This window comes from Marivita sp. (assembly GCF_051859345.1).
Taxonomy (GTDB): Bacteria; Pseudomonadota; Alphaproteobacteria; order Rhodobacterales; family Rhodobacteraceae; genus Marivita.
This window is the reverse complement of record NZ_JBHYFV010000002.1, coordinates 64,444-85,476: the sequence shown is the minus strand read 5'-3', so window position 1 is coordinate 85,476 and position 21,033 is coordinate 64,444. Positions and strand designations below refer to the sequence as shown.

Annotated in this window: 22 protein-coding genes; 12 read left to right on the top strand and 10 right to left on the bottom strand. The window is 58.7% G+C overall.

All coding sequences use genetic code 11. The annotated features are described in order from the left end of the window. Positions 1-14: 14 nt before the first annotated feature. On the bottom strand, positions 15-2,786 hold the full coding sequence (locus ACTIEN_RS01945; protein ID WP_439521417.1) for a VWA domain-containing protein: 2,772 nt from the start codon (positions 2,784-2,786) through the stop codon (positions 15-17). Between the two features lie 258 nt (positions 2,787-3,044). On the opposite strand from ACTIEN_RS01945, the gene ACTIEN_RS01940 reads away from it, so the two are divergent. The 8 genes from ACTIEN_RS01940 (at position 3,045) to ACTIEN_RS01905 (ending at position 10,893) form a co-directional block, all read left to right on the top strand. Further along, positions 3,045-4,049 (top strand): ABC transporter substrate-binding protein, encoded by a 1,005-nt coding sequence (locus ACTIEN_RS01940; RefSeq protein WP_439521590.1) that lies wholly within the window; start codon positions 3,045-3,047, stop codon positions 4,047-4,049. 58 nt (positions 4,050-4,107) lie between these two features. Next, positions 4,108-4,908, top strand: a complete 801-nt coding sequence (locus ACTIEN_RS01935) for an ABC transporter ATP-binding protein (RefSeq protein ID WP_439521416.1) — start codon at positions 4,108-4,110, stop codon at positions 4,906-4,908. Continuing rightward, positions 4,905-5,669: an ABC transporter permease gene (locus ACTIEN_RS01930; RefSeq protein WP_439521415.1), complete on the top strand. Its 765-nt coding sequence runs from the start codon at positions 4,905-4,907 to the stop codon at positions 5,667-5,669. Before ACTIEN_RS01935 ends, ACTIEN_RS01930 begins: the two co-directional genes overlap by 4 nt. A 174-nt stretch (positions 5,670-5,843) precedes the next feature. Continuing rightward, positions 5,844-6,155, top strand: a complete 312-nt coding sequence (locus tag ACTIEN_RS01925; protein ID WP_439521414.1) for a co-chaperone GroES — start codon at positions 5,844-5,846, stop codon at positions 6,153-6,155. 53 nt (positions 6,156-6,208) lie between these two features. Then, on the top strand, positions 6,209-7,855 hold the full coding sequence (groL, locus tag ACTIEN_RS01920) for a chaperonin GroEL (protein WP_439521413.1): 1,647 nt from the start codon (positions 6,209-6,211) through the stop codon (positions 7,853-7,855). A gap of 223 nt (positions 7,856-8,078) precedes the next feature. Beyond that, positions 8,079-8,933: a DMT family transporter gene (locus ACTIEN_RS01915; RefSeq protein WP_439521412.1), complete on the top strand. Its 855-nt coding sequence runs from the start codon at positions 8,079-8,081 to the stop codon at positions 8,931-8,933. 39 nt (positions 8,934-8,972) lie between these two features. After that, positions 8,973-9,755, top strand: coding sequence for an esterase/lipase family protein (locus ACTIEN_RS01910; RefSeq protein ID WP_439521411.1), 783 nt, complete (start codon positions 8,973-8,975; stop codon positions 9,753-9,755). Continuing rightward, the gene (locus ACTIEN_RS01905; RefSeq protein ID WP_439521410.1) at positions 9,745-10,893 is read left to right on the top strand and encodes an alpha-D-ribose 1-methylphosphonate 5-triphosphate diphosphatase; all 1,149 of its coding nucleotides are present in this window, start codon (positions 9,745-9,747) and stop codon (positions 10,891-10,893) included. Before ACTIEN_RS01910 ends, ACTIEN_RS01905 begins: the two co-directional genes overlap by 11 nt. Before the next feature lie 47 nt (positions 10,894-10,940). Here the strand turns inward: ACTIEN_RS01905 and ACTIEN_RS01900 are convergent, their stop codons facing one another. The 3 genes from ACTIEN_RS01900 to ACTIEN_RS01890 all read right to left on the bottom strand — a co-directional run bounded on the left by ACTIEN_RS01900 (position 10,941) and on the right by ACTIEN_RS01890 (position 12,811). After that, entirely contained in the window at positions 10,941-12,011 is a 1,071-nt protein-coding gene (locus ACTIEN_RS01900) for a 5-(carboxyamino)imidazole ribonucleotide synthase (RefSeq protein ID WP_439521409.1), read from the bottom strand. A 4-nt stretch (positions 12,012-12,015) separates the two neighbouring features. After that, positions 12,016-12,510 carry a 5-(carboxyamino)imidazole ribonucleotide mutase gene (gene purE, locus ACTIEN_RS01895; RefSeq protein ID WP_439521408.1) on the bottom strand — a complete coding sequence of 165 codons (495 nt, stop codon included), beginning with the start codon at positions 12,508-12,510 and terminating at the stop codon, positions 12,016-12,018. Between the two features lie 76 nt (positions 12,511-12,586). After that, complete coding sequence (locus ACTIEN_RS01890) at positions 12,587-12,811, bottom strand: YdcH family protein (RefSeq protein ID WP_439521407.1); 225 nt, start codon at positions 12,809-12,811, stop codon at positions 12,587-12,589. Between the two features lie 163 nt (positions 12,812-12,974). Between ACTIEN_RS01890 and ACTIEN_RS01885 the strand changes: the two genes are divergently transcribed. Together ACTIEN_RS01885 and ACTIEN_RS01880 are read left to right on the top strand one after the other, a co-directional pair. Beyond that, positions 12,975-13,388, top strand: a complete 414-nt coding sequence (locus tag ACTIEN_RS01885) for an Hsp20 family protein (RefSeq protein ID WP_439521406.1) — start codon at positions 12,975-12,977, stop codon at positions 13,386-13,388. 3 nt (positions 13,389-13,391) lie between these two features. Then, entirely contained in the window at positions 13,392-13,619 is a 228-nt protein-coding gene (locus ACTIEN_RS01880; protein ID WP_439521405.1) for a DUF1150 family protein, read from the top strand. A gap of 6 nt (positions 13,620-13,625) precedes the next feature. On the opposite strand, the gene ACTIEN_RS01875 is transcribed toward ACTIEN_RS01880, so the two are convergent. Beyond that, the gene (locus ACTIEN_RS01875; RefSeq protein WP_439521404.1) at positions 13,626-14,411 is read right to left on the bottom strand and encodes a M23 family metallopeptidase; all 786 of its coding nucleotides are present in this window, start codon (positions 14,409-14,411) and stop codon (positions 13,626-13,628) included. 192 nt (positions 14,412-14,603) lie between these two features. Further along, positions 14,604-16,319, bottom strand: a complete 1,716-nt coding sequence (locus tag ACTIEN_RS01870) for a bifunctional sulfate adenylyltransferase/adenylylsulfate kinase (RefSeq protein ID WP_439521403.1) — start codon at positions 16,317-16,319, stop codon at positions 14,604-14,606. Between the two features lie 272 nt (positions 16,320-16,591). On the opposite strand from ACTIEN_RS01870, the gene ACTIEN_RS01865 reads away from it, so the two are divergent. Further along, positions 16,592-17,641, top strand: a complete 1,050-nt coding sequence (locus ACTIEN_RS01865; protein WP_439521402.1) for a cytochrome-c peroxidase — start codon at positions 16,592-16,594, stop codon at positions 17,639-17,641. Between the two features lie 55 nt (positions 17,642-17,696). Here the strand turns inward: ACTIEN_RS01865 and trxB are convergent, their stop codons facing one another. Continuing rightward, entirely contained in the window at positions 17,697-18,701 is a 1,005-nt protein-coding gene (gene trxB, locus ACTIEN_RS01860) for a thioredoxin-disulfide reductase (RefSeq protein ID WP_439521401.1), read from the bottom strand. Positions 18,702-18,906: 205 nt separating this feature from the next. On the opposite strand from trxB, the gene ACTIEN_RS01855 reads away from it, so the two are divergent. Beyond that, on the top strand, positions 18,907-19,407 hold the full coding sequence (locus ACTIEN_RS01855) for an Lrp/AsnC family transcriptional regulator (protein WP_439521400.1): 501 nt from the start codon (positions 18,907-18,909) through the stop codon (positions 19,405-19,407). A gap of 10 nt (positions 19,408-19,417) precedes the next feature. Here the strand turns inward: ACTIEN_RS01855 and ACTIEN_RS01850 are convergent, their stop codons facing one another. From ACTIEN_RS01850 to ACTIEN_RS01840, 3 genes are all read right to left on the bottom strand, one after another. Then, a complete protein-coding gene (locus ACTIEN_RS01850; RefSeq protein WP_439521399.1) occupies positions 19,418-20,197 on the bottom strand; it encodes a Hint domain-containing protein in 780 nt (259 codons plus the stop codon). Between the two features lie 234 nt (positions 20,198-20,431). Then, positions 20,432-20,584 carry a hypothetical protein gene (locus tag ACTIEN_RS01845; RefSeq protein ID WP_439521398.1) on the bottom strand — a complete coding sequence of 51 codons (153 nt, stop codon included), beginning with the start codon at positions 20,582-20,584 and terminating at the stop codon, positions 20,432-20,434. 143 nt (positions 20,585-20,727) lie between these two features. After that, on the bottom strand, positions 20,728-21,033 hold a 306-nt coding region (locus ACTIEN_RS01840), incomplete at its 5' end, for a laccase domain-containing protein (protein WP_439521397.1).

The following is a 21,033-nucleotide window of genomic DNA, read 5'->3' as shown; positions in this document are numbered from 1 at the left end:
GCCCGACCGTTGATTCATTCGACCGTCAGGGTGGTTTGCGCAATGCCCGTCCGGTCCTGCCGCATGAAGTACTGCACCACATATTCACCCGGCGCGTCGGGGATCTTGATCTTGGCGGGATTGCCGTCCCGTGTGTAGCTCCAGGCCTGCCATTGCGCCCCGCCGGAAGCGCCCGCCAATCCGATGCCGATATAATCGTCGGCATAGTCCGGTCCTGTCCAGCCGACCTCGACCGTTGACCCGGCCGCTGCGGATGCGGGCGCAATCAGCGTGGCTTCAACAGCTGTGGCCGTAATCGGGATTTCGGCGATCGCGCCCCTGTCCTGACGCACGAAGTAACGGATCACATACTCTCCCGGACTGGTAGGCATGATAATCTTCGCCGGATTCCCGTCGCGGGTGTATTTCCAGTTTTGCCACTGGTTGGCCCCGGATGCGTCTACTGCTCCGATGCCGATGTAATCATCCGCGTAATCCGGTCCGGTCCACATCACGTCGACAGTCGATCCCGCCGGAGCCTCTGCCGGAGCCTCAAGCGTTGCGTCTACCGGGGTCAGTGTGATCGGGACCGATGCCAGCGGTGTGCGATCCTGCCGTTGGAAATAGGTGATCGTATAAACGCCCGGTTCTGGCGGCAGCAGCAGGTCGGTCGGGTTGCCCGTCCGGGTATAGACCCAGTTTTCCCATTGGTTTGCGCCATCGGCATCGACCTTTCCGACACCGATGTAGTCGTCGGCATAATCCGGCCCCGTCCAGCCTATTTCGATGGTCGAGCCCGCAACGGCTTCACTTGGCGCAGTGATGCTGGCGCTCACGGCGGTCAGAGTGATGGGCACAGACGCCAAGGGCGTTCTGTCCTGTCGCTGGAAATAGGTGATCATGTACGCGCCCGGCTCTGACGGGAGCTCAAGATCTGTCGGGTTGCCCGTTCTGGTGTAGACCCAGTTTTCCCATTGGTTCGCGCCATCGGCATCCACCTTGCCGACCCCGATATAGTCGTCTGCATAATCAGGGCCGGTCCAGCCAATCTCGATGGTTGATCCGGCCTCTGCCTCGGTTGGTGCGGTGATGCTTGCGCTGACCGCGGTCAGCGTGATGGGAACAGACGCGAGAGGTGTGCGATCCTGCCGCTGGAAATAGGTGATCCGGTAGTCTCCGGGTTCGGAAGGCAGGACAAGGTCCAGTGGGTTGCCCGATCGGGTGTAGGTCCAGTTCTCCCACTGGTTTGACCCATCGGCATCCACCCTGCCGATCCCGATATAGTCGTCGGCATAGTCCGGGCCTGTCCAGCCGATTTCGATGGTTGACCCGGCTTCTGCCTCTGAGGGGGCGATGACGCGCGCCGTCACGTCTGTGGCCTTGAACGTAATGGTCGCCAGCGGAGTTCGGTCCTGTCGCATGAAATAGGTGATTTCGTAGTCGCCCGGTTCCGAAGGAATGGTCAATGCAACCGGGGAACCGGATCGGACATAAGTCCAGTTTTCCCATTGGTTTGCGCCATCCGCTCCGACCTTTCCAATGCCGATATAATCGTCAGCATAGTCTGGTCCGGTCCAGTCCACCATGATTTCGGACCCGGCAGAAGCCTCTGCCACAGTGGACAGCGTTGCGGTGGCGGGCGTTACCAGGATCTCGGTGGCACCAAGGGGATCGCGCCCGTCGCGTTTGAAATATCGGACGATATGCGGGCCCGGTGTGGATGGCACCAAAAGGTCAACCGGATTGCCGGACGAGGTATAAACCCAGTTGCGCCACATATCGGCGTTTTCTGCGTCTACTGCCCCGATCCCGATGTAATCGTCAGCATAGTCCGGCCCGTCCCAGCCCACCTGAATGGTGCTGCCTGCCACGGCCTCGGCAGGGACGAGCACTCGGGCGGTTTCCCTGGGCTCGGGGAACGCAATCTGGACAGAGGCAGCATCGCCTATGGCCACAAACTGGCGGCTCAGTTCCGTTTCAAGCGCACTACTGTAAGCGATGGCGGTGTAAGAGCCCTCGGGCAGTTGCAGATCCAGTGGATTACCCTCTGTGTCGCTCAGCACGGTCTCGGTGTTGCTGGTCAGTTCCCAAAGGATCGGGCCGGATACAAGCGTTTCCGAGCCTTCGATCACGGCGGTCAGCGTGGTTGGAACAAGGACGGGTTCCGGCTCTGGCTCTGGCTCAGGTGGGGCAGCAGCGACCTGGGTCAGGGCTGCGGTCAACTGGTCGGCCGTGTCGGCGGTCAGGAATTGGCCTCCGGTCTCGTCTGCAATGCACTGCATCTGGGCAAGGGCTTCGGCATCAGACCCGACATCGAAACCGATCACATGGGCGGTGAAGTCAATCCCGGCCTCTTCCAGAAGACGTGCGGCTGCACACGGGTCGGGATTGCAGGTCTCCACCCCGTCGCTGACCAGGATGACAGTCGCCTTTTCCTCTGTGTAGCGAAGGGCTTGCGCCGCAGCGATCACCGCGTCGGTCATCGGCGTTTTGCCCAGCGGCTTGATTCCATTCACCGCAGTCGCAATTTGCGCGGCCGTTCCAGGGGCAGGGGCCACAACGGTTTCAATATCCGTACACTCGCCGCGTTCGCGATGGCCGTACACGGTCAGGCCAAGACCTTGTTCCGCCGGGAAATCAGACAGCAGGTTTCCGACAACATCCTGCGCGATGGTGATCTTGGCGACACCGTCCACCTGTCCCCACATCGACCCTGACCCGTCCATCACAAGCACGGTGTTGGGCTGGTTCTGCGCGGCTGCCACTGTTGCAAAAAGGGCAAATGATAGGGCAAGGGGGAAACGCATCTTGTCGTCCTTAAATCGCGGAATGTAATGCGGACAGAAAAGCACGTCAGAGATGATCTGCACAGCCCTCGGCTGCTTGATTGTTGCACTAATCGACCAAGCCCGTAGACAAAGAGTGCACATTTATTCAGCAATCGGTCCAAGATTGAGCAATATGAAGGCGACGCTTGACAGCGCATTGGCGATATTTCCGCTTTGCGTTCCGTTTCTCATTTGGATGCCACAGGTTGGCGCGGAAAAACTGGGGATAATCCAAAGCTGAAACAAACTCTCGCGGCCTTTGCTGCAACCCTTGGCCTTGCTGGTACCGCGCTTGCGCAGACCGACCTTCCATTCGCGCTGGACTGGAAATTCGAAGGGCCGTCCGCGCCGTATTTCGTCGCCATCGACAAGGGTTTTTTCGAGGCCGCCGACCTGTCGGTTGAAATTTCGGCCGGTCAAGGGTCGCTTGACGCGATTCCGAAAGTGGCAACCGGTGCGTTCCCGGTTGGCTTTGCCGATATCAATTCGTTGATCACGTTTCTTGACCAGAACCCGGGTGCGCCGGTCACTGCAGTGATGATGGTGTATGACAAGCCGCCTTTTGCCATCATCGGGCGTAAATCGCTGGGTGTGAATGTCCCCAAGGATCTCGAGGGTCGCGTGCTGGGTGCTCCGCCCCCCGATGGGGCCTGGGCGCAATTCCCGGCGTTTGCGATTGCCAATGATCTGGACGTCGATGCCATCACTGTCGAACCGGTAGGTTTCCCCACGCGTGAGCCGATGCTTGCAGAAGGCAATGTCGCGGCTGTCACGGGCTTTTCCTTTTCATCCTACCTGAACCTCGTGCGGTTGGGTGTTCCGGAAGATGACATTTCCACTATTCTGATGGCGGATTATGGCCTTGCCCTGTATGGCAACGCGATCATCGCAAACACGGATTACGCTGCTGCCAACCCAGAGGTCATCAAGGGCTTTATTGGTGCGATTGCGGCTGGCTGGAAGGATTCGATTGCCGATCCGGCATCCGCGATCGAAAGCCTGATCGAACGTAATCCGGCTGCCGATGCGGAGCTTGAGCAACGACGCCTGGAGTTGTCGATCGACGCAAATGTCGCGACCGATTACGTCATGGAAAATGGCATGGGTGGCATTGATGCTGACCGTATGGCAACCGCGCTCGAGCAGGTCGCGCTGACCTACGAGTTTCAGAACACACCAGATGCGAGCCTGTACTTCACCGACGCCTATCTGCCCGATGCCAGCATGCGGATGCTGAAATAACTCCAACTCTGGGCCAGCCTGGATTATTCGGTTGGCCCTGTGACCCCAGGCGGTGCGCGTGTCCGATACTCTGATTGAAATCAAAGGCGTGCGGCACGCCTACCAGACCAAGGCCGGCCCGTTGCCAGTGCTTGATGGCTTGGAATTGACCGTGCCCGAAGGTGGTTTTGCCGCGGTTGTCGGCCCGTCCGGTTGCGGCAAGTCCACCTTGACCCGTCTGATTGCGGGGTTGATGAAACCGGATGAGGGCGAGGTCTGGTTGCATGGGGAACTGGTCAAGGGACCAAAATCAACCGTCGGCATGGCGTTCCAGAATCCAGTGCTGTTGGAATGGCGGACCATCCTTCAAAACGTGATGCTGCCGCTTGAGATCGTGCCGACAAAGATGTCCAAGCGCGATCAGGAAGAGCGCGCACGCAGCCTTTTGGCGCTTGTCGGGCTGGAAGGGTTCGAGGACAAACGCCCAAGCGAATTGTCGGGGGGCATGCGCCAGCGTGCGTCGCTGTGCAGGTCCATCGTTCACAAGCCAGAAGTGCTGATCCTGGATGAACCCTTCGGCGCGTTGGATGCCTTCACCCGCGAAGACCTTTGGCAGACCATGCACAAGGTCAAGGCCGAAGAGCCGTTTACGGGTGTCCTGATCACACACGATCTGCGCGAATCAATCTTTCTTGCCGATCAGGTTGTGGTTTTGTCCGGACGCCCGGCGCGGACGCAATATGTCATGGATGTGCATCTGACGGGCGAGAGGGACATCGAACATCTTTACACCCCACAATCCGCCGAAGCGCTGAACATCCTGCGCCATCAGATCCAGATTGCACAGGGTCGTACAGACTCAGTCGAGGCAGGCCGATGAACATACGCAGTATTCTGGTGCCTGTGGCCGCGATCGTCATTTTTGGCCTTTTTTGGGAATTTCTGGTCTGGGTGAACGACTGGCCCAATTATGTCATGGCCTCGCCCTCGGACCTGCCACCGGCCTATGCGCGCTACTGGGACCTTTTCATCGTCATGGGGTGGCAAACGTTGTGGCGGACCGTGGTCGGACTCGTTCTGGCCATCGCGTTTGGCGTGCTGCTTGGCATGGTCATGGGGTTCTCGCGGCTGATGCGCGATGCACTTTACCCGTTGCTTGTGGGCTTCAACGCCATTCCAAAGGCGACAGTTGTGCCCATCGTGGCGTTGCTGTTCGTCGGGCAACACAACTTCAATACCATCTTGATCGCCTTCATGATTTCGTTCTTTCCGATTGCGGTTTCGGTTTCGATTGGGCTCAGCACGCTTGAACCGGAATACCGGGACATCCTTCGCTCTCTCGGGGCGTCCAAAACGGCGATCTTCTGGAAAATCGCGCTGCCCAAGACCTTGCCCGAGTTTTTCGGTGCTTTGAAAGTGGCGGTGACGCTGGCCTTTATCGGAACCAACCTTATGGAGATTGTCTCGCCGCATGGACGCGGGTTGGGCGCGCTGTTTGATTCCGGCAAGACGAACTCGGACTATCCATTGATGTTTGCGGTGCTCATTGCGCTCGCTCTGATGGGTATCGTGCTTTATTATGTGGTTGTCGCATTGGAAAAGATTTTTGCGGGTTGGGCAGAACGCTCACCAAGCTACTGATCACGCCAGCGACTGATCCGTCCGAGACCTGAATAAATTTGCTGACAAGCGTGTTGACTCACTGTCTTGGCATGCCTAACTACACGCCGTTAGCACTCGTACCAATAGAGTGACAACAGTCCTTCGAAGAGCGAGGGACTTTCAAGTGAAACCTTTGAGCAAGGAGACTCGAAGATGGCATTCAAACCGCTTCATGACCGTGTGCTGGTCCGTCGCGTTGAGAGCGATGATAAAACTGCTGGTGGCCTGATCATTCCAGATAGCGCCAAAGAAAAACCTGCAGAAGGCATGGTTGTTGCGTGTGGCGATGGCGCGCGCAAAGACAGTGGCGAGCTGATCGAGATGGCTGTCGCCGCAGGCGACAAGGTCCTTTTTGGCAAATGGTCGGGCACCGAGGTGACGGTCAATGGCGAAGAACTCCTCATCATGAAGGAGTCGGACATCCTCGGCATCATTTCGGACGATGCAGAAGCGAAAGCTGCCTGAACGCCCGTCGTGATCGCGAACACCAACTCTGACTAATTAGTGGAGATTATGAGATGTCTGCAAAAGACGTAAAATTCAGCACGGACGCGCGTAACCGGATGCTCAAGGGTGTGAACATCCTTGCCGACGCCGTCAAAGTGACCCTCGGCCCCAAAGGCCGCAACGTGGTTCTGGACAAATCGTTCGGCTCCCCACGCATCACCAAGGACGGTGTCTCTGTCGCCAAGGAAATCGAACTCGACGACAAGTTCGAGAACATGGGCGCGCAGATGGTAAAGGAAGTCGCTTCCCGCACCAATGACGAAGCCGGCGACGGCACCACCACCGCGACGGTTCTGGCCCAGGCCATCGTCAAGGAAGGCATGAAGTCGGTTGCAGCGGGCATGAACCCGATGGACCTCAAGCGTGGTATTGATCTGGCGACCTCCAAGGTTGTCGAAGCGATCAAGGCCGCAGCACGCCCGGTCAACGACAGTGCCGAAGTCGCACAGGTCGGCACCATCTCTGCAAACGGCGAAGCCGAAATCGGCCGCCAGATCGCGGATGCGATGCAGAAAGTCGGCAACGAGGGTGTGATCACCGTCGAAGAAAACAAAGGCCTCGAGACCGAGACCGATGTTGTCGAAGGCATGCAGTTCGACCGTGGCTATCTGAGCCCCTATTTCGTGACCAATGCCGACAAGATGACAGCCGAGCTGGAGGACTGCATTGTCCTGCTGCACGAGAAGAAACTGTCGTCGCTTCAGCCGATGGTTCCGCTGCTCGAGCAGGTGATCCAGTCGCAGAAGCCGCTGCTGATTATCGCAGAAGACGTCGAAGGCGAAGCGCTGGCGACTCTCGTGGTCAACAAGCTGCGTGGCGGTCTGAAGATCGCAGCGGTCAAGGCACCGGGCTTTGGCGATCGTCGCAAGGCGATGCTTCAGGACATCGCGATCCTGACCGGCGGTCAGGTGATCTCGGAAGATCTTGGCATGAAGCTCGAGAACGTGACCATGGACATGCTTGGTTCCGCCAAGAAAATCCAGATCACCAAAGACGAGACCACCATCGTTGACGGCGCTGGCGAGAAGGCCGAGATCGAGGCACGCGTTGCCCAGATCCGCAACCAGATCGAAGAGACCACGTCCGATTACGACCGTGAGAAGCTGCAAGAGCGTGTTGCGAAACTCGCAGGCGGCGTTGCTGTCATCCGGGTTGGCGGCATGACCGAAACCGAAGTGAAAGAGCGCAAGGACCGTGTTGACGATGCTCTGAACGCGACCCGCGCTGCGGTTCAGGAAGGTGTTGTCGTCGGTGGTGGCGTTGCGCTTGTTCAGGCGGCCAAGACATTGGCTGGCCTCGAAGGTGCCAACAGCGACCAGAACGCCGGTATCGCCATCGTTCGCAAGGCGCTGGAATCCCCGCTGCGCCAGATCGCTGAAAACGCAGGCGTCGACGGTTCCGTCGTTGCGGGCAAGATCCGCGAAAGCGACGACCTGAAGTTCGGCTACAACGCGCAGACCGACGAATATGGCGACATGTTCAAGTTCGGCGTGATCGACCCGGCAAAGGTTGTCCGCACAGCACTCGAGGATGCGTCCTCGATCGCTGGCCTGCTGATCACAACCGAAGCGATGGTTGCTGACAAGCCGCAAAAAGAAGGCGCCGGTGGCGGTATGCCGGACATGGGCGGCATGGGCGGCATGGGCGGCATGATGTAATCTGCCTGGTATCCTTCGGGATACCGGTCAGCACATGCTGTCACGAGTTTGAGCAAAGGCGCCTTCGGGCGCCTTTGTTTGTTTCCGGCTTGCAGGGTTTCGCAGTGGTTCACGCATGAAGCAGCATTCTTTGCACCGGGAATTTTGGGTCTTCGCGGGTGCACGGTCGATCTTTCGCAACGTGGGATATGGCCTCTGGTGATGCCGCGCGCTACGCATCGCCATGCATCTGGTTCTGCTCACATCCCTGACCATGTTTGCCTTCGCGGCAAACTCGATTCTGAACCGGGTCGCGCTCACTGCCGGTGACATTGACGCGATCAGTTTTGGCGTGGTTCGGCTTTTGGCTGGTGCGATCATGCTCGCAAGTCTTGTGTGGCTCCGGGATCGCAAACTGTCCCTTGGTGGAACAAGGCGCTTGGTGGGTGTGTCGTCTTTGCTTGTCTATATTTTTGGATTTTCGGTTGCCTATCAAAGTCTTGATGCCGGCTTGGGCGCGCTGATCCTCTTCGGGATGGTGCAGATCACCATGTTCGCCGGTGCTCTTCTCTGCGGAGAACGGCCCTCGCCACAGCGATGGACGGGGGCGCTGTTGGCCTTTAGTGGGTTGGCGTGGTTGCTCTTGCCGGGTCAGGCCTCTGCCCCAAGTGTCTGGCATGCCATGTCGATGGCAGCCGCCGGGATTGGATGGGGGTTTTATTCCCTGAACGGGCGTCGCTTGTCTGACGCGCTGGGCGCGACAGCGGCCAATTTCGGAATCGCCGCCGTGATTGCCGTGTTCCTCGCGCTGGGTCTTTCGGGGATCACCGGCGACACGGGGATTTCAACCGCAAGCGCGTTCGGCCTGACCATGGCCGTCGTCTCTGGCGCAGTGACTTCGGGGCTTGGCTACGCACTCTGGTACACGGTCCTGCCGCAACTGCGCGGCAGCACGGCGGCCGTGGCCCAGTTGACGGTGCCTGTCATTGCCATGGCGGGCGGCGCGCTGGTGCTGTCTGAAATAGTGAACTTGCGCCTCGCAACAGCGGCCCTTTTGGTTTTGGGTGGTGTGCTTCTCGCCGTGACGTCGCGGCGCTAGCCTCTTTCTAATGACCACGGCACAGCGTATCTGACGCACATGATCCGCACCATCCTTTTGTCCATCGCAACCGCGATCACCTTTCTCTCTGCAGCAGCGCCCGCGCGTGCGGAGTGCGTGATCCTTTTGCACGGCCTCGCACGGACAGAGACATCCTTTGCCCTGATGCAATCGGTTCTCGAGGCGAAAGGCTATGTGGTCAAGGCACCCGGCTATCCGTCAACCACGAAGCGTATCCAGACACTTGTCGAGGAAACGCTGCCGGACGCCGTTGCCAACTGCGGCGATGATCGGGTGGATTTTGTGACCCATTCCATGGGCGGCATCCTGTTGCGGTTCTGGTTGCAGGACAATCGTCCGGCCAATCTGGGCCGGGTCGTCATGCTGGCACCACCCAATCAGGGCAGCGAACTGGTGGATCAACTTGGTGGATTGGAGCTGTTTGAGTGGCTCAATGGGCCTGCGGGGCAGCAGCTTGGAACGTCTCCGAACGATCTGCCCAAGTCCTTGCCAGCGGGGGACTTCGAACTGGGGGTCATCGCGGGCACGCGCTCGCTCAATCCGTTCTTTTCTAGTCTGATTGCGGGTGAGGACGATTGCAAGGTGTCGATCGCATCGACCAAGGTGAAGGGCATGCGCGCACACTTGACGATGCCGGTGAGCCATACGTTTATCATGCAAGCTCCCTCCGTGATCGCGCAGGTCGACCTTTTTTTGCATACTGGTCGCTTTGACCCGGAGTTGGACTGGACCGAGGCGATCAATTCCGAAGAGCTGGTCTGCATCTTCGGAATATGCCCGGAGGCTTCGGATGGCGATTGACTGTACGTTTGTCGGAGCAAGAGTGCTGACGCCGTCCGGCTGGAGCGCCGCGCCGCTGTCCCTTTCCGAAGGGTATGTGCAAGACAGTCGGGCGGGGCGCGAGATAGATCTGTCCGGATATCTTGTTCTGCCGGGGATCGTTGACGCGCATGGAGACGGGTTCGAACGTCACATGGCGCCACGTCGGGGCGCCCTGCGCGAGGCCGAATACGGCGTTGTCGCGGCTGCTGCCGAGTTGGCTGCCAATGGGATCACCACTGCCGTGCTAGCGCAATTCTTCAGCTGGGAAGGCGGTATGCGCGGCCCCGATTTTGCAGAACACGTGTTCGAAAGCGTCTGCGCCGTCAGACCTTCGGTTCCAGTTGACCTGCGCCTGCAATTGCGGCTTGAAACGCATTTGATGGATGAATTTGCGCGTGCCGAGGCTGCGATTGACCGCTTTGATATCGGTTACGTCGTCTTCAACGATCATCTGCCCCACAAACGCCTGGCCGAAGGGCGCACGCCGCCACGTTTGACCGGACAGGCGCTCAAGAGTGGCCGCAGCCCGGAGACCCATCTGGCGTTGATGCAGGATCTGCACGCCCGATCAGCCGAGGTGCCTGCCGCTTTGGATAACCTGTCCGATAGCCTGCGCAGGCGGGGCATTGTCCTGGGAAGCCATGACGACAGCACCGCCGAAGATCGCGTTGCTTCGTCCAAGCGCGGGGTGACTGTCAGCGAATTTCCCGAAACGCTCGAAGCGGCGCACGCGGCGCGCGCAGATGGTGCGCACATCGTCCTGGGCGCGCCCAACGTGGTGCGCGGCGCCAGTCATGCGGGCAATATCGCGGCGCAGAATCTGGTTGCAGCCGGTCTGTGCAATGCGCTGGCCTCGGACTACCACTATCCGTCGCCCCTGCGCGCCGCGTTCCGGCTTGAAGAGCTTGGTCTGTGCGATCTGCAAAGCGCCTGGCGGATGGTGTCCGCTGGTCCGGCGCAAATGCTTGGGTTGACGGATCGTGGCGACCTGGAACTCGGAAAACGTGCTGATCTCATCGTGCTAAACCCGCAGACGCGACGCGTTGTGGCAACATTTGCAGCGGGGAAAGTGGCGCATCTGTCCGGACCGGTGGCGGAACGGTTCCTGCGGGATTGAGGGGCCAGCCGCTCAAACTTCGCGGGATATTTTTGAGCCAGAGAAGATCAGGCGCGCTTGACGTGGTTCACATGGCCCATCTTGCGACCCGGCTTGGTTTCCGCCTTGCCATATAGATGCAGCGCGCAGTCTGGGGTTTTGGCCAGGTCCGGCACGCGCTCCATATCGTCACCGATCAGGTTCTCCATCACTACATCGGCATGGCGTTGGCCGTCGCCCAAAGGCCATCCGGTGATGGCGCGGATGTGCTGTTCGAATTGATCCACGGCGCAGCCATTCTGCGTCCAGTGCCCTGAATTGTGCACACGCGGCGCAATTTCGTTCACGATCAGACCACCCGGTGTCACAAACAGCTCGACCCCCAACACCCCCACATAATTCAGCGCATTCGCCACCTGCGCGGCGATCAGGACTGCGTCGGTGCGCTGACTGGCGGACAGGCGTGCGGGAACGGTGGTGGTGCGAAGAATGCCATCGGAATGCACGTTTTCGCCCGGATCGAATGCGGCCACCGCCCCATCAAGGCCACGCGCGGCAATGACGGAGACTTCGTGCGAGAAATCGACGAATCCCTCAAGGATGGACGGTGCGCCCTGCATATCGGCCAATGCCTGCGCTGCGTCTTCGGGCGCAGTGATCCGCGCCTGACCCTTGCCATCATATCCAAAGCGCCGGGTTTTCAGGATTGACGGGGTTCCGATCTCTGCCAGTGCCATTTCCAGACTTGCGGCATCGGTGATGTCCGCGAACGGGGCGGTCTTCAGGCCCAGTTGCTGCAGGAAGGTCTTTTCCGTCAGCCGGTCCTGACTGACCCGCAACGCCTCGCGGCCCGGATGGATCGGGGCCAGATCCTGCAACAGATCAAGCGCGGCGGTGGGGATATTTTCGAATTCATAGGTGATGAGATCGACAGCGTTGCCAAAGGCGCGCAACGCGGACTCGTCATCATAGGCGGCCGTGGTCACGCGCTGAGCCACCTGTCCCGCCGGCGGTTCGGCACCCGGTTCAAAGATGTGGCATTGAAAACCCAGCCTGCTGGCGGCGACGGACAGCATCCTGCCCAATTGGCCGCCGCCGATGATGCCGATGGTTGATCCAAGCGGAAGAGACAGCGTCATGATGTTATCCGTCGTCTGAGGGCGCGTCTGGGATAGAGTCCGAAAGGTCCGTGCGCCATTGGTCCAAACGTGCCGCAAGCGCCGGATCCTGCAATGCCAGGATGCCCGCAGCCATCAACCCCGCATTGGCCGCACCTGTCGACCCAATCGCCATTGTTGCCACCGGGTATCCGCGCGGCATTTGCAGGATGGAATACAGGCTGTCGACACCGGACAAGGCTTTTGTCTGAACCGGGACTCCGATCACCGGCACGCGGGTCTTGGACGCCATCATTCCGGGCAAGTGCGCCGCCCCTCCGGCACCCGCGATGATCACCTGCAGACCACGGTCCACAGCTGTCTTGCCATAGTCCCAAAGCCGGTCAGGTGTGCGATGGGCCGAGACGATCTTCGCGTCGTAGGGCACGTCCAGCGTGTCCAGAATGTCGGCCGCGGCCTTCATCGTCGGCCAGTCTGACTGGCTTCCCATGATGATGCCCACTTTGATGGTGTCTGACATGGCAATCGCGCCCCTTCAGGTGTTCAGAGCGGGCACTATAGCCAGATCGGATAGAGGGGCAACTCAGCCCGGACGACTAAGCAATGATATCCGGCAAGAGCCGGTCTTCGATCTGCGAGATCTTGTCTTTCAGCCGCAGTTTCTTCTTTTTCAGGCGCTGCAGTGTCAGCTGATCCGCCGTGCCGGTTTTCTGCAACGCCCGAATGGCGTCGTCCAGATCACGATGCTCGCGGCGAAAGACCTCGAGTTCGACCGTCAGAACATCGTCCGTTTTCATCGACAGATCAGTAGGAGCATTCATGACGCTGTGCGGTCCCTTGCGGTTGCTGAGACTTTGAAGATAACCGCATTCCGTGATTCCGCAAAGCCCTTGCGTCTTGTGGGGCGCGTCCCCATATTTCTACCAGACCGGTCGCCAAAACGGGGCCGTGACCACACAGTCGCTTTATGCAAAGGACGTGTCGATGACGAAACTGACCTTGGGTTCTTATCCCCATCTGCTTGGGTTCGAGCAACTTGAACGCTTGCTGGAACGGACGGCGAAGTCCGGCAACGATGGGTATCCGCCTTTCAATATCGAACAGACGTCCGACGGATCCTATCGGATCACACTGGCGGTGGCAGGATTTCGGGAACAAGATCTCAGCATAACCGTTGAGGACAGACAGCTTGTGATCCGAGGTCGGCAACATGACGACAGTGCCGACCGCGTATTCCTGCATCGCGGAATCGCCGCGCGCCAGTTTCAGCGCAGTTTTGTGCTTGCCGATGGTGTCGAAGTGGGAGAGGCGATCATGGAAAACGGGCTGCTGCATGTCGATCTGACCCTGTTGCGTCCAGAGACCGTGGTTCAGACAATCCAGATCAAGAAGGGGTAGACCATGAATACGCCGTTCGATTTCAAAGATGCAGACCAGTCCAACCTTGTTTATGTCCGCCCGGTTGCCGTGGCTGACCTGCCCGAGGATGTTCAGGATGAAGTTGGTGATCAAGAGACCATTTATGCCGTCCACCGGGCCGATGGTGAGCGTCTGGCGCTTGTGAAAGACCGGAAGCTGGCCTTCATGTTGGCGCGTCAGAACGATTTCGCACCCGTCACGGTGCATTGACGAACGTCAGTTGGCAGCGCTCAGTGTTGTGCCCCGCGAGGGGCATCGCACCGGACCGCGTGAGGTGTTGAAACGGATCAGTATCGTCTCGCTCTTGATCCCTGCCGCACCTTTGATCACATCGAAATGTAAATGCGGGCCGGTGGATTGGCCCGTATTCCCCGAATAACCAATAAGCGATCCCGCCTGTATCCGATCTCCCAGCCTGACTGATGCGCCATTGGGTTTCAGATGGAAATACTGTCCCAATGTTCGGTCGGCATGCTTGATGATGACGTGATTTCCGTCGTCCTGGTAATTTTCACTTGCCCCACCGCGGCGCGAATCCTCTTTGACCGACACCACGACTCCGGCACGCGCCGCGTGGACCGGGGTGCCTTCGGGCATATTGAAGTCAATCGCATAGCGATGTGCGCCGGAATGGGTAAACGCACCATCGCAGCTTTGACCGACATTGAACGACCGTCCAGAAGGAAAAGGCAGACGATAACTGACACTGTCATCATGCCGGGCCGTGATGTCCCCCCGGCTCCAGGTGAAATTGTACCTGTAGGACCATGACGCATTGCGTCTTTGCGTCAGCGTGAACAGGCGCTCGCGCTTGTTGCCATCAAGCACAAACGGTCCAGCCGCACCTTGAGTTCGAGTCAAGTTCGTCAATGACAGCTCAAGATTGACGGTGACGGGAAGCAAACTATGGCGGTTCTCGCCGTAGAAGACGACCTGATCACCCGTTTGCACCGTTTCGATGCAGACCTTCTGGACCGTATCGTCACAAACAGGTTCAGCCATCGCGAGCCGAGGCAGAAGTACAGCACATGCCACAAGGCAGAGTCGCGGGATGAAAATTCTTCCGTCTCCAACCGTCCGTCCCGCATAGGGCCATGCGGGACAATCGTGATCAAGGTGACGTTTGGGCGCGACGGGTGGTTTGCAAAATCGCGATGCTGCGAAAAAAAGCCGGGCGCTGGCCCGGCTTTTCGATCACTGCCCTGCGATCAATCCCATGGATTCAAGCTTCAGGATCACCTGATGCGCGCAGTTGTCGACCTCGACATTCTCGGTCTCGACGCGCAGTTCCGGGTTTTCCGGTACATCATAAGGGTCTGAAATCCCGGTGAATTCCTTGATCTTGCCTTCGCGCGCCAGCTTGTACAGGCCCTTGCGATCGCGGCGTTCGCATTCTTCGAGCGTGGTGGCGACATGCACCTCGATGAAGGCTCCAAACGCCTCGATGTCTTCACGCACGGCGCGGCGGGTGGTGGCATAGGGCGCAATCGGTGCGCAGATGGCAATGCCGCCGTTCTTGGTGATCTCGGACGCGACATAGCCGATGCGGCGAATGTTCAGATCGCGGTGTTCCTTGCTGAAGCCCAACTCCGACGACAGGTGCTTACGCACGATATCCCCGTCCAGGAGCGTGACCGGACGACCTCCCATCTCCATCAGCTTGACCATCAGCGCGTTGGCGATGGTGGATTTGCCCGACCCCGAAAAGCCGGTGAAGAATACGGTGAAGCCCTGCTGTGACCGCGGCGGCCGGGTCTTGCGAAGTTCCGTGACCACTTCGGGAAAGCTGAACCATTCCGGAATTTCAAGTCCTTCAGCCAGACGGCGGCGCAGTTCGGTGCCCGAGATGTTGAGGATGGTCACATCGTCCTTGTCGGCGATTTCGTCCATCGGTTCGTATTGTGCGCGTTCCTGCACATAGACCATGTGTTTGAAGTCAACCATCTCAAGACCGATCTCGGCCTCATGCTCGCGGAAGAGGTCTTGTGCGTCATAGGGGCCGTAGAAATCCTCGCCAGCCGAATTCTTGCCCGGTCCGGCGTGATCGCGGCCAACGATGAAATGCGTACACCCATGGTTGCGGCGGATGATCCCGTGCCACACCGCTTCGCGTGGTCCGGCCATGCGCATGGCAAGGTTGAGAAGGCTCATCGTGGTGGTCGATTGCGGGTACTTGTCCAGCACCGCCTCATAGCAGCGCACGCGGGTAAAGTGGTCGACATCGCCGGGTTTGGTGAGACCGACAACCGGATGGATCAACAGGTTGGCCTGCGCCTCTTTCGCGGCACGGAACGTCAGTTCCTGATGCGCGCGGTGCAGCGGATTGCGGGTTTGGAACGCCACCACCTTGCGCCAGCCCAGCTTGCGGAAATAGGCGCGCAATTCGTTCGGCGTGTCGCGGCGGCCGCGAAAATCATAATGCACGGGTTGCTGGATGCCGGTCACAGGACCACCCAGATAGACTTTTCCAGCCTTGTTGTGCAGATAGTTCACCGCCGGATGCGCATCGTCATCCGCGCCAAACACCATTTCGGCTTCGCGGGCCTTGTCGGGCGTCCAGCGATCCGTGACGGTCATGGTGCCAAGGATCACACCCTCCTGGTCGCGCAGCGCGATGTCCTGACCGATCTCAAGGCTCTCGGCAAAGGCTTCGGACACATCGAGATTGATCGGCATCGGCCAGAGCGTTCCATCGGCCAGCCGCATCTTTTCAACAACGCCGTTGTAATCCTCTTCGCCCAGAAACCCCTTGAGCGGGTTGAACCCGCCATTCATCAAAAGCTCCAGATCACAAATCTGGCGCGGCGTCAGGTCATGACTGACCAGATCAGCCGCCTCGTTCTTCAGTTTCTGGGCACTGTCATACGAGACATACAGCTCGGGAATCGGGGCAAGGTTCTGCGGGTACATGGTTCTGCTCACTTTTCAAATTTGCGGGGTGGTTACGCCCGGTCGGGGCGCAAAGTCCAGCAACAAGGCACTGCAGCGCGGCAATTCGGGAAGATGTGCGGAATTTGTGCCAGTTTTCTTGAAACCATGCTGTCCTCGTCGGGTGTTGCAGAACATCGTCTTTCACGCCCATTCTTCTGCGGATTTGACCTCGATCAAGGCTGGTCGTTTTAGATCTATTCTAATGTTGGCACGCGCGCGAAACCCGGCTTTAACAAAGGATTATCCGCACCATGCCAACCCTGAGACATACCACTGCCCTTGCACTATCGCTGTTGGCGATTGCTCAAGGTGCAGCCGCTTCCAGCGAGCTTCGAGAGCTTGCTCTGGACATCTTTTCGCCGCTGCCGTCGACAACCCCGGCTGTGACCGATAACCCGATCACACCGGAAAAAATCGACTTGGGAAAAGCGCTGTTTTTCGACCCGCGCATGTCCGCGTCGGGCGTGTTCTCGTGCAACTCGTGCCACAACCTTGCGACCGGCGGTGACGACAACATGTCAACGTCGATCGGTCACGGATGGCAAAAAGGACCAAGAAACTCTCCGACGGTCCTGAACTCCGTGTTCAACGACGCGCAATTCTGGGATGGCCGTGCAGCCGACCTTGCAGAGCAGGCAAAAGGCCCTGTGCAAGCTGGCGTCGAAATGGCCAACACACCTGAGAATGTCATCGCTACGCTGAATTCCATGCCGCAATATGTGGAATGGTTTCAGGAGTCCTTCCCTGATGAAGCCGATCCGGTGACATTCGACAACTTCGCCAAGGCGATCGAGGCTTACGAGGCCACATTGATCACGCCTGCACCGTTTGATGCGTGGTTGAACGGTGACGATGCGGCGCTGAGCGATATCCAACTCGCTGGACTGGATCTGTTCGTCGAATCCGGATGTGCCAGCTGTCACGGTGGCATCAACTTGGGCGGCGAAGGGTATTATCCGTTCGGGCTTGTTGAAAAGCCTGGCGCGGATGTTCTGCCCGAAGGGGACAAAGGTCGTTTTGCGGTGACCGAGACCGCGATCGACGAGTACGTTTTCCGTGCCGCACCTTTGCGGAACATCGCGGTGACCGCGCCCTATTTCCATTCGGGTGTGGTTTGGGATCTCGAAACTGCCGTTGCCATCATGGCAGAGTCGCAACTTGGCGCAGACCTGAGCGGTGAAGACATCGGTGCGATCACGGCGTTCCTCGGTTCACTGACCGGTCAGATGCCGGAAGTCAGCTATCCGGTTCTACCGGCCGAGACTTCGGCAACGCCGCGTCCCACCGGTGAAGTGAATTAATCGAAGTCTGATTGATTATCAGGCCGGGCTCAAAGGCCCGGCCTGTCATGCGTTTTCAACCAGCCGCCGGAACCTCGGCACCATATCCCAAAGGTTCAGTCACAACCTTGCCCGCGTCATCCCCGACTTCCGCAAGGAACCGTTCGGCCTCGAGAGCGGCCATGCAGCCCATGCCCGCTGATGTCACGGCCTGCCGATACTTGTGATCGGTCAGATCACCCGCCGCAAACACACCGGGAATCGACGTTTCGGTGCTGTCTGGTTTTGTCACGACATAGCCGCCCATGTGGGTCTCAAGCGTGTCCTTGACCAATTCGTTCGCCGGGGCGTGTCCGATGGCGATGAACACACCTTTGCAAGGGATCTCTGTGATTTCGCCGGTCTTGACATGTCTGATGCGCACGCCTTCGACTCCCTTGGGCATGTCGGTGCCGAAAACCTCGTCAAGCTGATGGTGCCAAAGCGTCTGGATCTTGGGGTTCTTGAACAGGCGGTTCTGCAAGATCTTCTCTGCCCGCAACTCGTCGCGGCGGTGGATCAGCGTAACTTTCGAGGCGAAATTCGTAAGGAACAGCGCCTCTTCCACAGCGGTGTTGCCGCCGCCGAAAACGACGATTTCCTGGCCGCGATAGAAGAACCCGTCGCAGGTGGCACACGCAGACACACCAAAGCCCTTGAACGCATCTTCCGAAGGCAGGCCCAGCCATTTGGCGCGGGCGCCCGTCGCAAGGATGATGGCATCGGCGATGTAGACCGTGCCACTGTCAGACTGCGCCGTGAACGGCCGCTTCGACAGGTCGAGAGAGGTGATGATGTCACCGATGATCTCGGTTCCCATTGCACGGGCATGGGCCTCCATCCGGACCATCAGATCCGGTCCCTGGACCTCGGTATCGCCGGGCCAGTTCTCGACCTCGGTTGTTGTGGTCAACTGCCCTCCCGGCTCCATGCCTTGCACAAGGATCGGGTCCAGCATGGCGCGGCTTGCGTAGACACCGGCGGTGTATCCCGCCGGGCCTGAGCCGATGATGAGAACTTTGGTGTGGCGTGTGTTGGACATGGGGCAGCCTCGCGTCGCAGCAGAACTAAACTATTCTGGAAAATGGATATAAGCGCCTCATCGCCGGTTCGCAAATCAATGCGCGCGCAAATCGACCCGTTCCCGGCATTTGACAATTGCTTTAAGATTGTTGCGCAATGTTGAAATAATATTGCGCACAGTCGGGTGTTGCTATAATAATGCCGAAAAAGTTGGGATGTTCAGGATGCCGTCACATCGGTTGGATCCAATTGATCGCAAGATTTTGGCCGAACTACAAGCAGACGGTCGCATGACCAATGTCGAACTGGCCCGTCGTGTGGGCATTTCGGCGCCGCCATGTCTGCGCCGGGTGCGCACATTGGAAGAGCAGGGCTTCATTCGCGGCTATCATGCCGAGGTGGATCCCCGCGAGCTTGGGTTCGAAGTGCAGGTGTTCGCAATGGTGGGTTTGCAAAGCCAGGCCGAATCCGACCTGCGCGCCTTTGAGGACCGTTGCCGTGGATGGCCGCTGGTTCGGGAATGCCACATGCTCAACGGTGAGGTGGATTTCATCCTGAAATGTGTCGCACCCGATCTGAGCACCTTTCAAAGCTTCCTGACCGGCAATTTGCTGACATCCCCGAATGTCGGAAGCGTCAAGACGTCGCTGGTGATCCGGGGAGCCAAGGATGAACCGGGTGTGCCGTTCGACGTGCTTGAATCGCGCCTCGGGGAGGCAGGCTAGCCGCGCGCCCTCATGCCACCCGCAAGGTTTCGATGACGTTGCGGGTAGTGCGTGGGAAAGCCAGGTCCCCAAACGCTTCGAGATCGTGCAGATGGGTGAACATGGACTGCATCATTTCGCGGACCGATGACCCGATTTCGGCAGCAGACACACGACCGGGGTGGTAGCTTTCGAGTTCATGTCCGTTCGCACGAATGATCCCGTGCCGCTGCAAGGCGAAATGATAAAGCTGCACCGGTCCCGGAGGTGTAACCCGCAGAATCCGGTCGCCATCCACATAATCGGACGCTGGTGCCAGAACGGCGGCACAGTTCAGCAAGTCGCTGAAGCGATCCTGACGGACAACCAAACGGGCGGCTGGTCCAAGCAACAGGTCGCTTTGATTCATGCCGATCCCAGGCAAACGCAGCAAATGGGTAAGTGACGTCGTGTCGCCGGCAAAATTCGGAAGATATGTGGTGCTACCCATCCAGACGATGGGTTGCGGTCCGCGATGGGTCTCAACCAGATCGCCGGGGATCAGATCCTCGACCGCGATTGGCCCCATGACGGTCGAGATCAACGTGCCACGCGCGAAAGCCGCAGCGCAGGCTTCGAAGGTCGGCGTGGCCGGAACCGTGAAAGAGGACTCGGACACCGACTGGTCAGCCAGAAGTGCGGCAGCCTCGATAGTGCGGGTGAGAGGAACATCGCGTCGAGGCTGCCCATCAAACGTGGCAACTTGGTCTGTGGAAACAGCATAGGCGTTGAAATCCGTCGTCGATGCGCGATCGGTCGAGGTCTGAGCCATGTGAACCCTTACGGTTAGGTCACATCCGCGTTGGCCCCCACCAACAACACCAGAAGGACGGTGCAATTTTGTTGGTCCAAGATGGCTCGATAGGGATTGATTCGTCAAAAAACAACGAAAATTGGCCGCGAAATCGCGGCCAATTCAGTGACTTCTGGGGAATTGTCTTGAGGTTTGGAACATCGGCGCCACAATTGGGGATATTGCGGCAGGTGCGCTTTTCAGGTCTGGCGGTTACGCCCGCTTGGCAATCGGCTGGTTGGCAGCCTCGGCCTTGATGCGGTCGAACATGGCCTTGCGCGCTGCGCCGCGCTGAAACGGAAGAACCGGCAACTCGTCTTTCGAGGTTGCGACGACAGAGGCGATGAATTTCGAGGTGCGCGACATGGGACTGCTCCGATGGGTGTTCTGTTGTTTCGTTGATCCTAATTAACCCTCGCAATTGGGCGCGTTTGTGACCAAACGTGGACAATCCCGGTGTATTGTCGTGATTGATTTTGGGCAGAGCACCAATCCGCAAGGGTGCGGGTTCAAAGTCGAATGACCGAAATCAATCGCCCGTAATCCGCCTCTCGGGCATGGGTCGAACGGCGATAGGAATAAAAGCGGTCTGCGTCCGAATAGGTGCAGTGCCGTGTCCATTCCGCGGCAATTCCGGCGGTGCGCAGCTTGTGCAGACCAAAGCCCGGCAGGTCAAAGTGAAACCGGTCATCCGCGCCGTTGACGAAGAACCGTGCAAACTGCGGGTCTTCGGCCAAAAAGGCATCAAGGAACTCCGGACCCACCTCGTAGGCGCGTTGGCTGATGCTGGGACCGATCACCGCCGTGATGTTTTC

Bases quoted from the DNA above. Each gene is read 5' to 3' on its own strand.
- ACTIEN_RS01910 (WP_439521411.1), top strand. From the start codon at position 8,973: ATGATCCGCACCATCCTTTTGTCCATCGCAACCGCGATCACCTTTCTC.
- groL (WP_439521413.1), top strand. From the start codon at position 6,209: ATGTCTGCAAAAGACGTAAAATTCAGCACGGACGCGCGTAACCGGATG.
- purE (WP_439521408.1), bottom strand. From the start codon at position 12,510: ATGTCAGACACCATCAAAGTGGGCATCATCATGGGAAGCCAGTCAGAC.
- ACTIEN_RS01945 (WP_439521417.1), bottom strand. From the start codon at position 2,786: ATGCGTTTCCCCCTTGCCCTATCATTTGCCCTTTTTGCAACAGTGGCA.
- trxB (WP_439521401.1), bottom strand. From the start codon at position 18,701: ATGTCCAACACACGCCACACCAAAGTTCTCATCATCGGCTCAGGCCCG.
- ACTIEN_RS01885 (WP_439521406.1), top strand. From the start codon at position 12,975: ATGACGAAACTGACCTTGGGTTCTTATCCCCATCTGCTTGGGTTCGAG.
- ACTIEN_RS01875 (WP_439521404.1), bottom strand. From the start codon at position 14,411: ATGGCTGAACCTGTTTGTGACGATACGGTCCAGAAGGTCTGCATCGAA.
- ACTIEN_RS01930 (WP_439521415.1), top strand. From the start codon at position 4,905: ATGAACATACGCAGTATTCTGGTGCCTGTGGCCGCGATCGTCATTTTT.
- ACTIEN_RS01870 (WP_439521403.1), bottom strand. From the start codon at position 16,319: ATGTACCCGCAGAACCTTGCCCCGATTCCCGAGCTGTATGTCTCGTAT.
- ACTIEN_RS01850 (WP_439521399.1), bottom strand. From the start codon at position 20,197: ATGGCTCAGACCTCGACCGATCGCGCATCGACGACGGATTTCAACGCC.
- ACTIEN_RS01915 (WP_439521412.1), top strand. From the start codon at position 8,079: ATGCATCTGGTTCTGCTCACATCCCTGACCATGTTTGCCTTCGCGGCA.
- ACTIEN_RS01865 (WP_439521402.1), top strand. From the start codon at position 16,592: ATGCCAACCCTGAGACATACCACTGCCCTTGCACTATCGCTGTTGGCG.
- ACTIEN_RS01890 (WP_439521407.1), bottom strand. From the start codon at position 12,811: ATGAATGCTCCTACTGATCTGTCGATGAAAACGGACGATGTTCTGACG.
- ACTIEN_RS01925 (WP_439521414.1), top strand. From the start codon at position 5,844: ATGGCATTCAAACCGCTTCATGACCGTGTGCTGGTCCGTCGCGTTGAG.
- ACTIEN_RS01855 (WP_439521400.1), top strand. From the start codon at position 18,907: ATGCCGTCACATCGGTTGGATCCAATTGATCGCAAGATTTTGGCCGAA.
- ACTIEN_RS01900 (WP_439521409.1), bottom strand. From the start codon at position 12,011: ATGACGCTGTCTCTTCCGCTTGGATCAACCATCGGCATCATCGGCGGC.
- ACTIEN_RS01845 (WP_439521398.1), bottom strand. From the start codon at position 20,584: ATGTCGCGCACCTCGAAATTCATCGCCTCTGTCGTCGCAACCTCGAAA.
- ACTIEN_RS01880 (WP_439521405.1), top strand. From the start codon at position 13,392: ATGAATACGCCGTTCGATTTCAAAGATGCAGACCAGTCCAACCTTGTT.
- ACTIEN_RS01905 (WP_439521410.1), top strand. From the start codon at position 9,745: ATGGCGATTGACTGTACGTTTGTCGGAGCAAGAGTGCTGACGCCGTCC.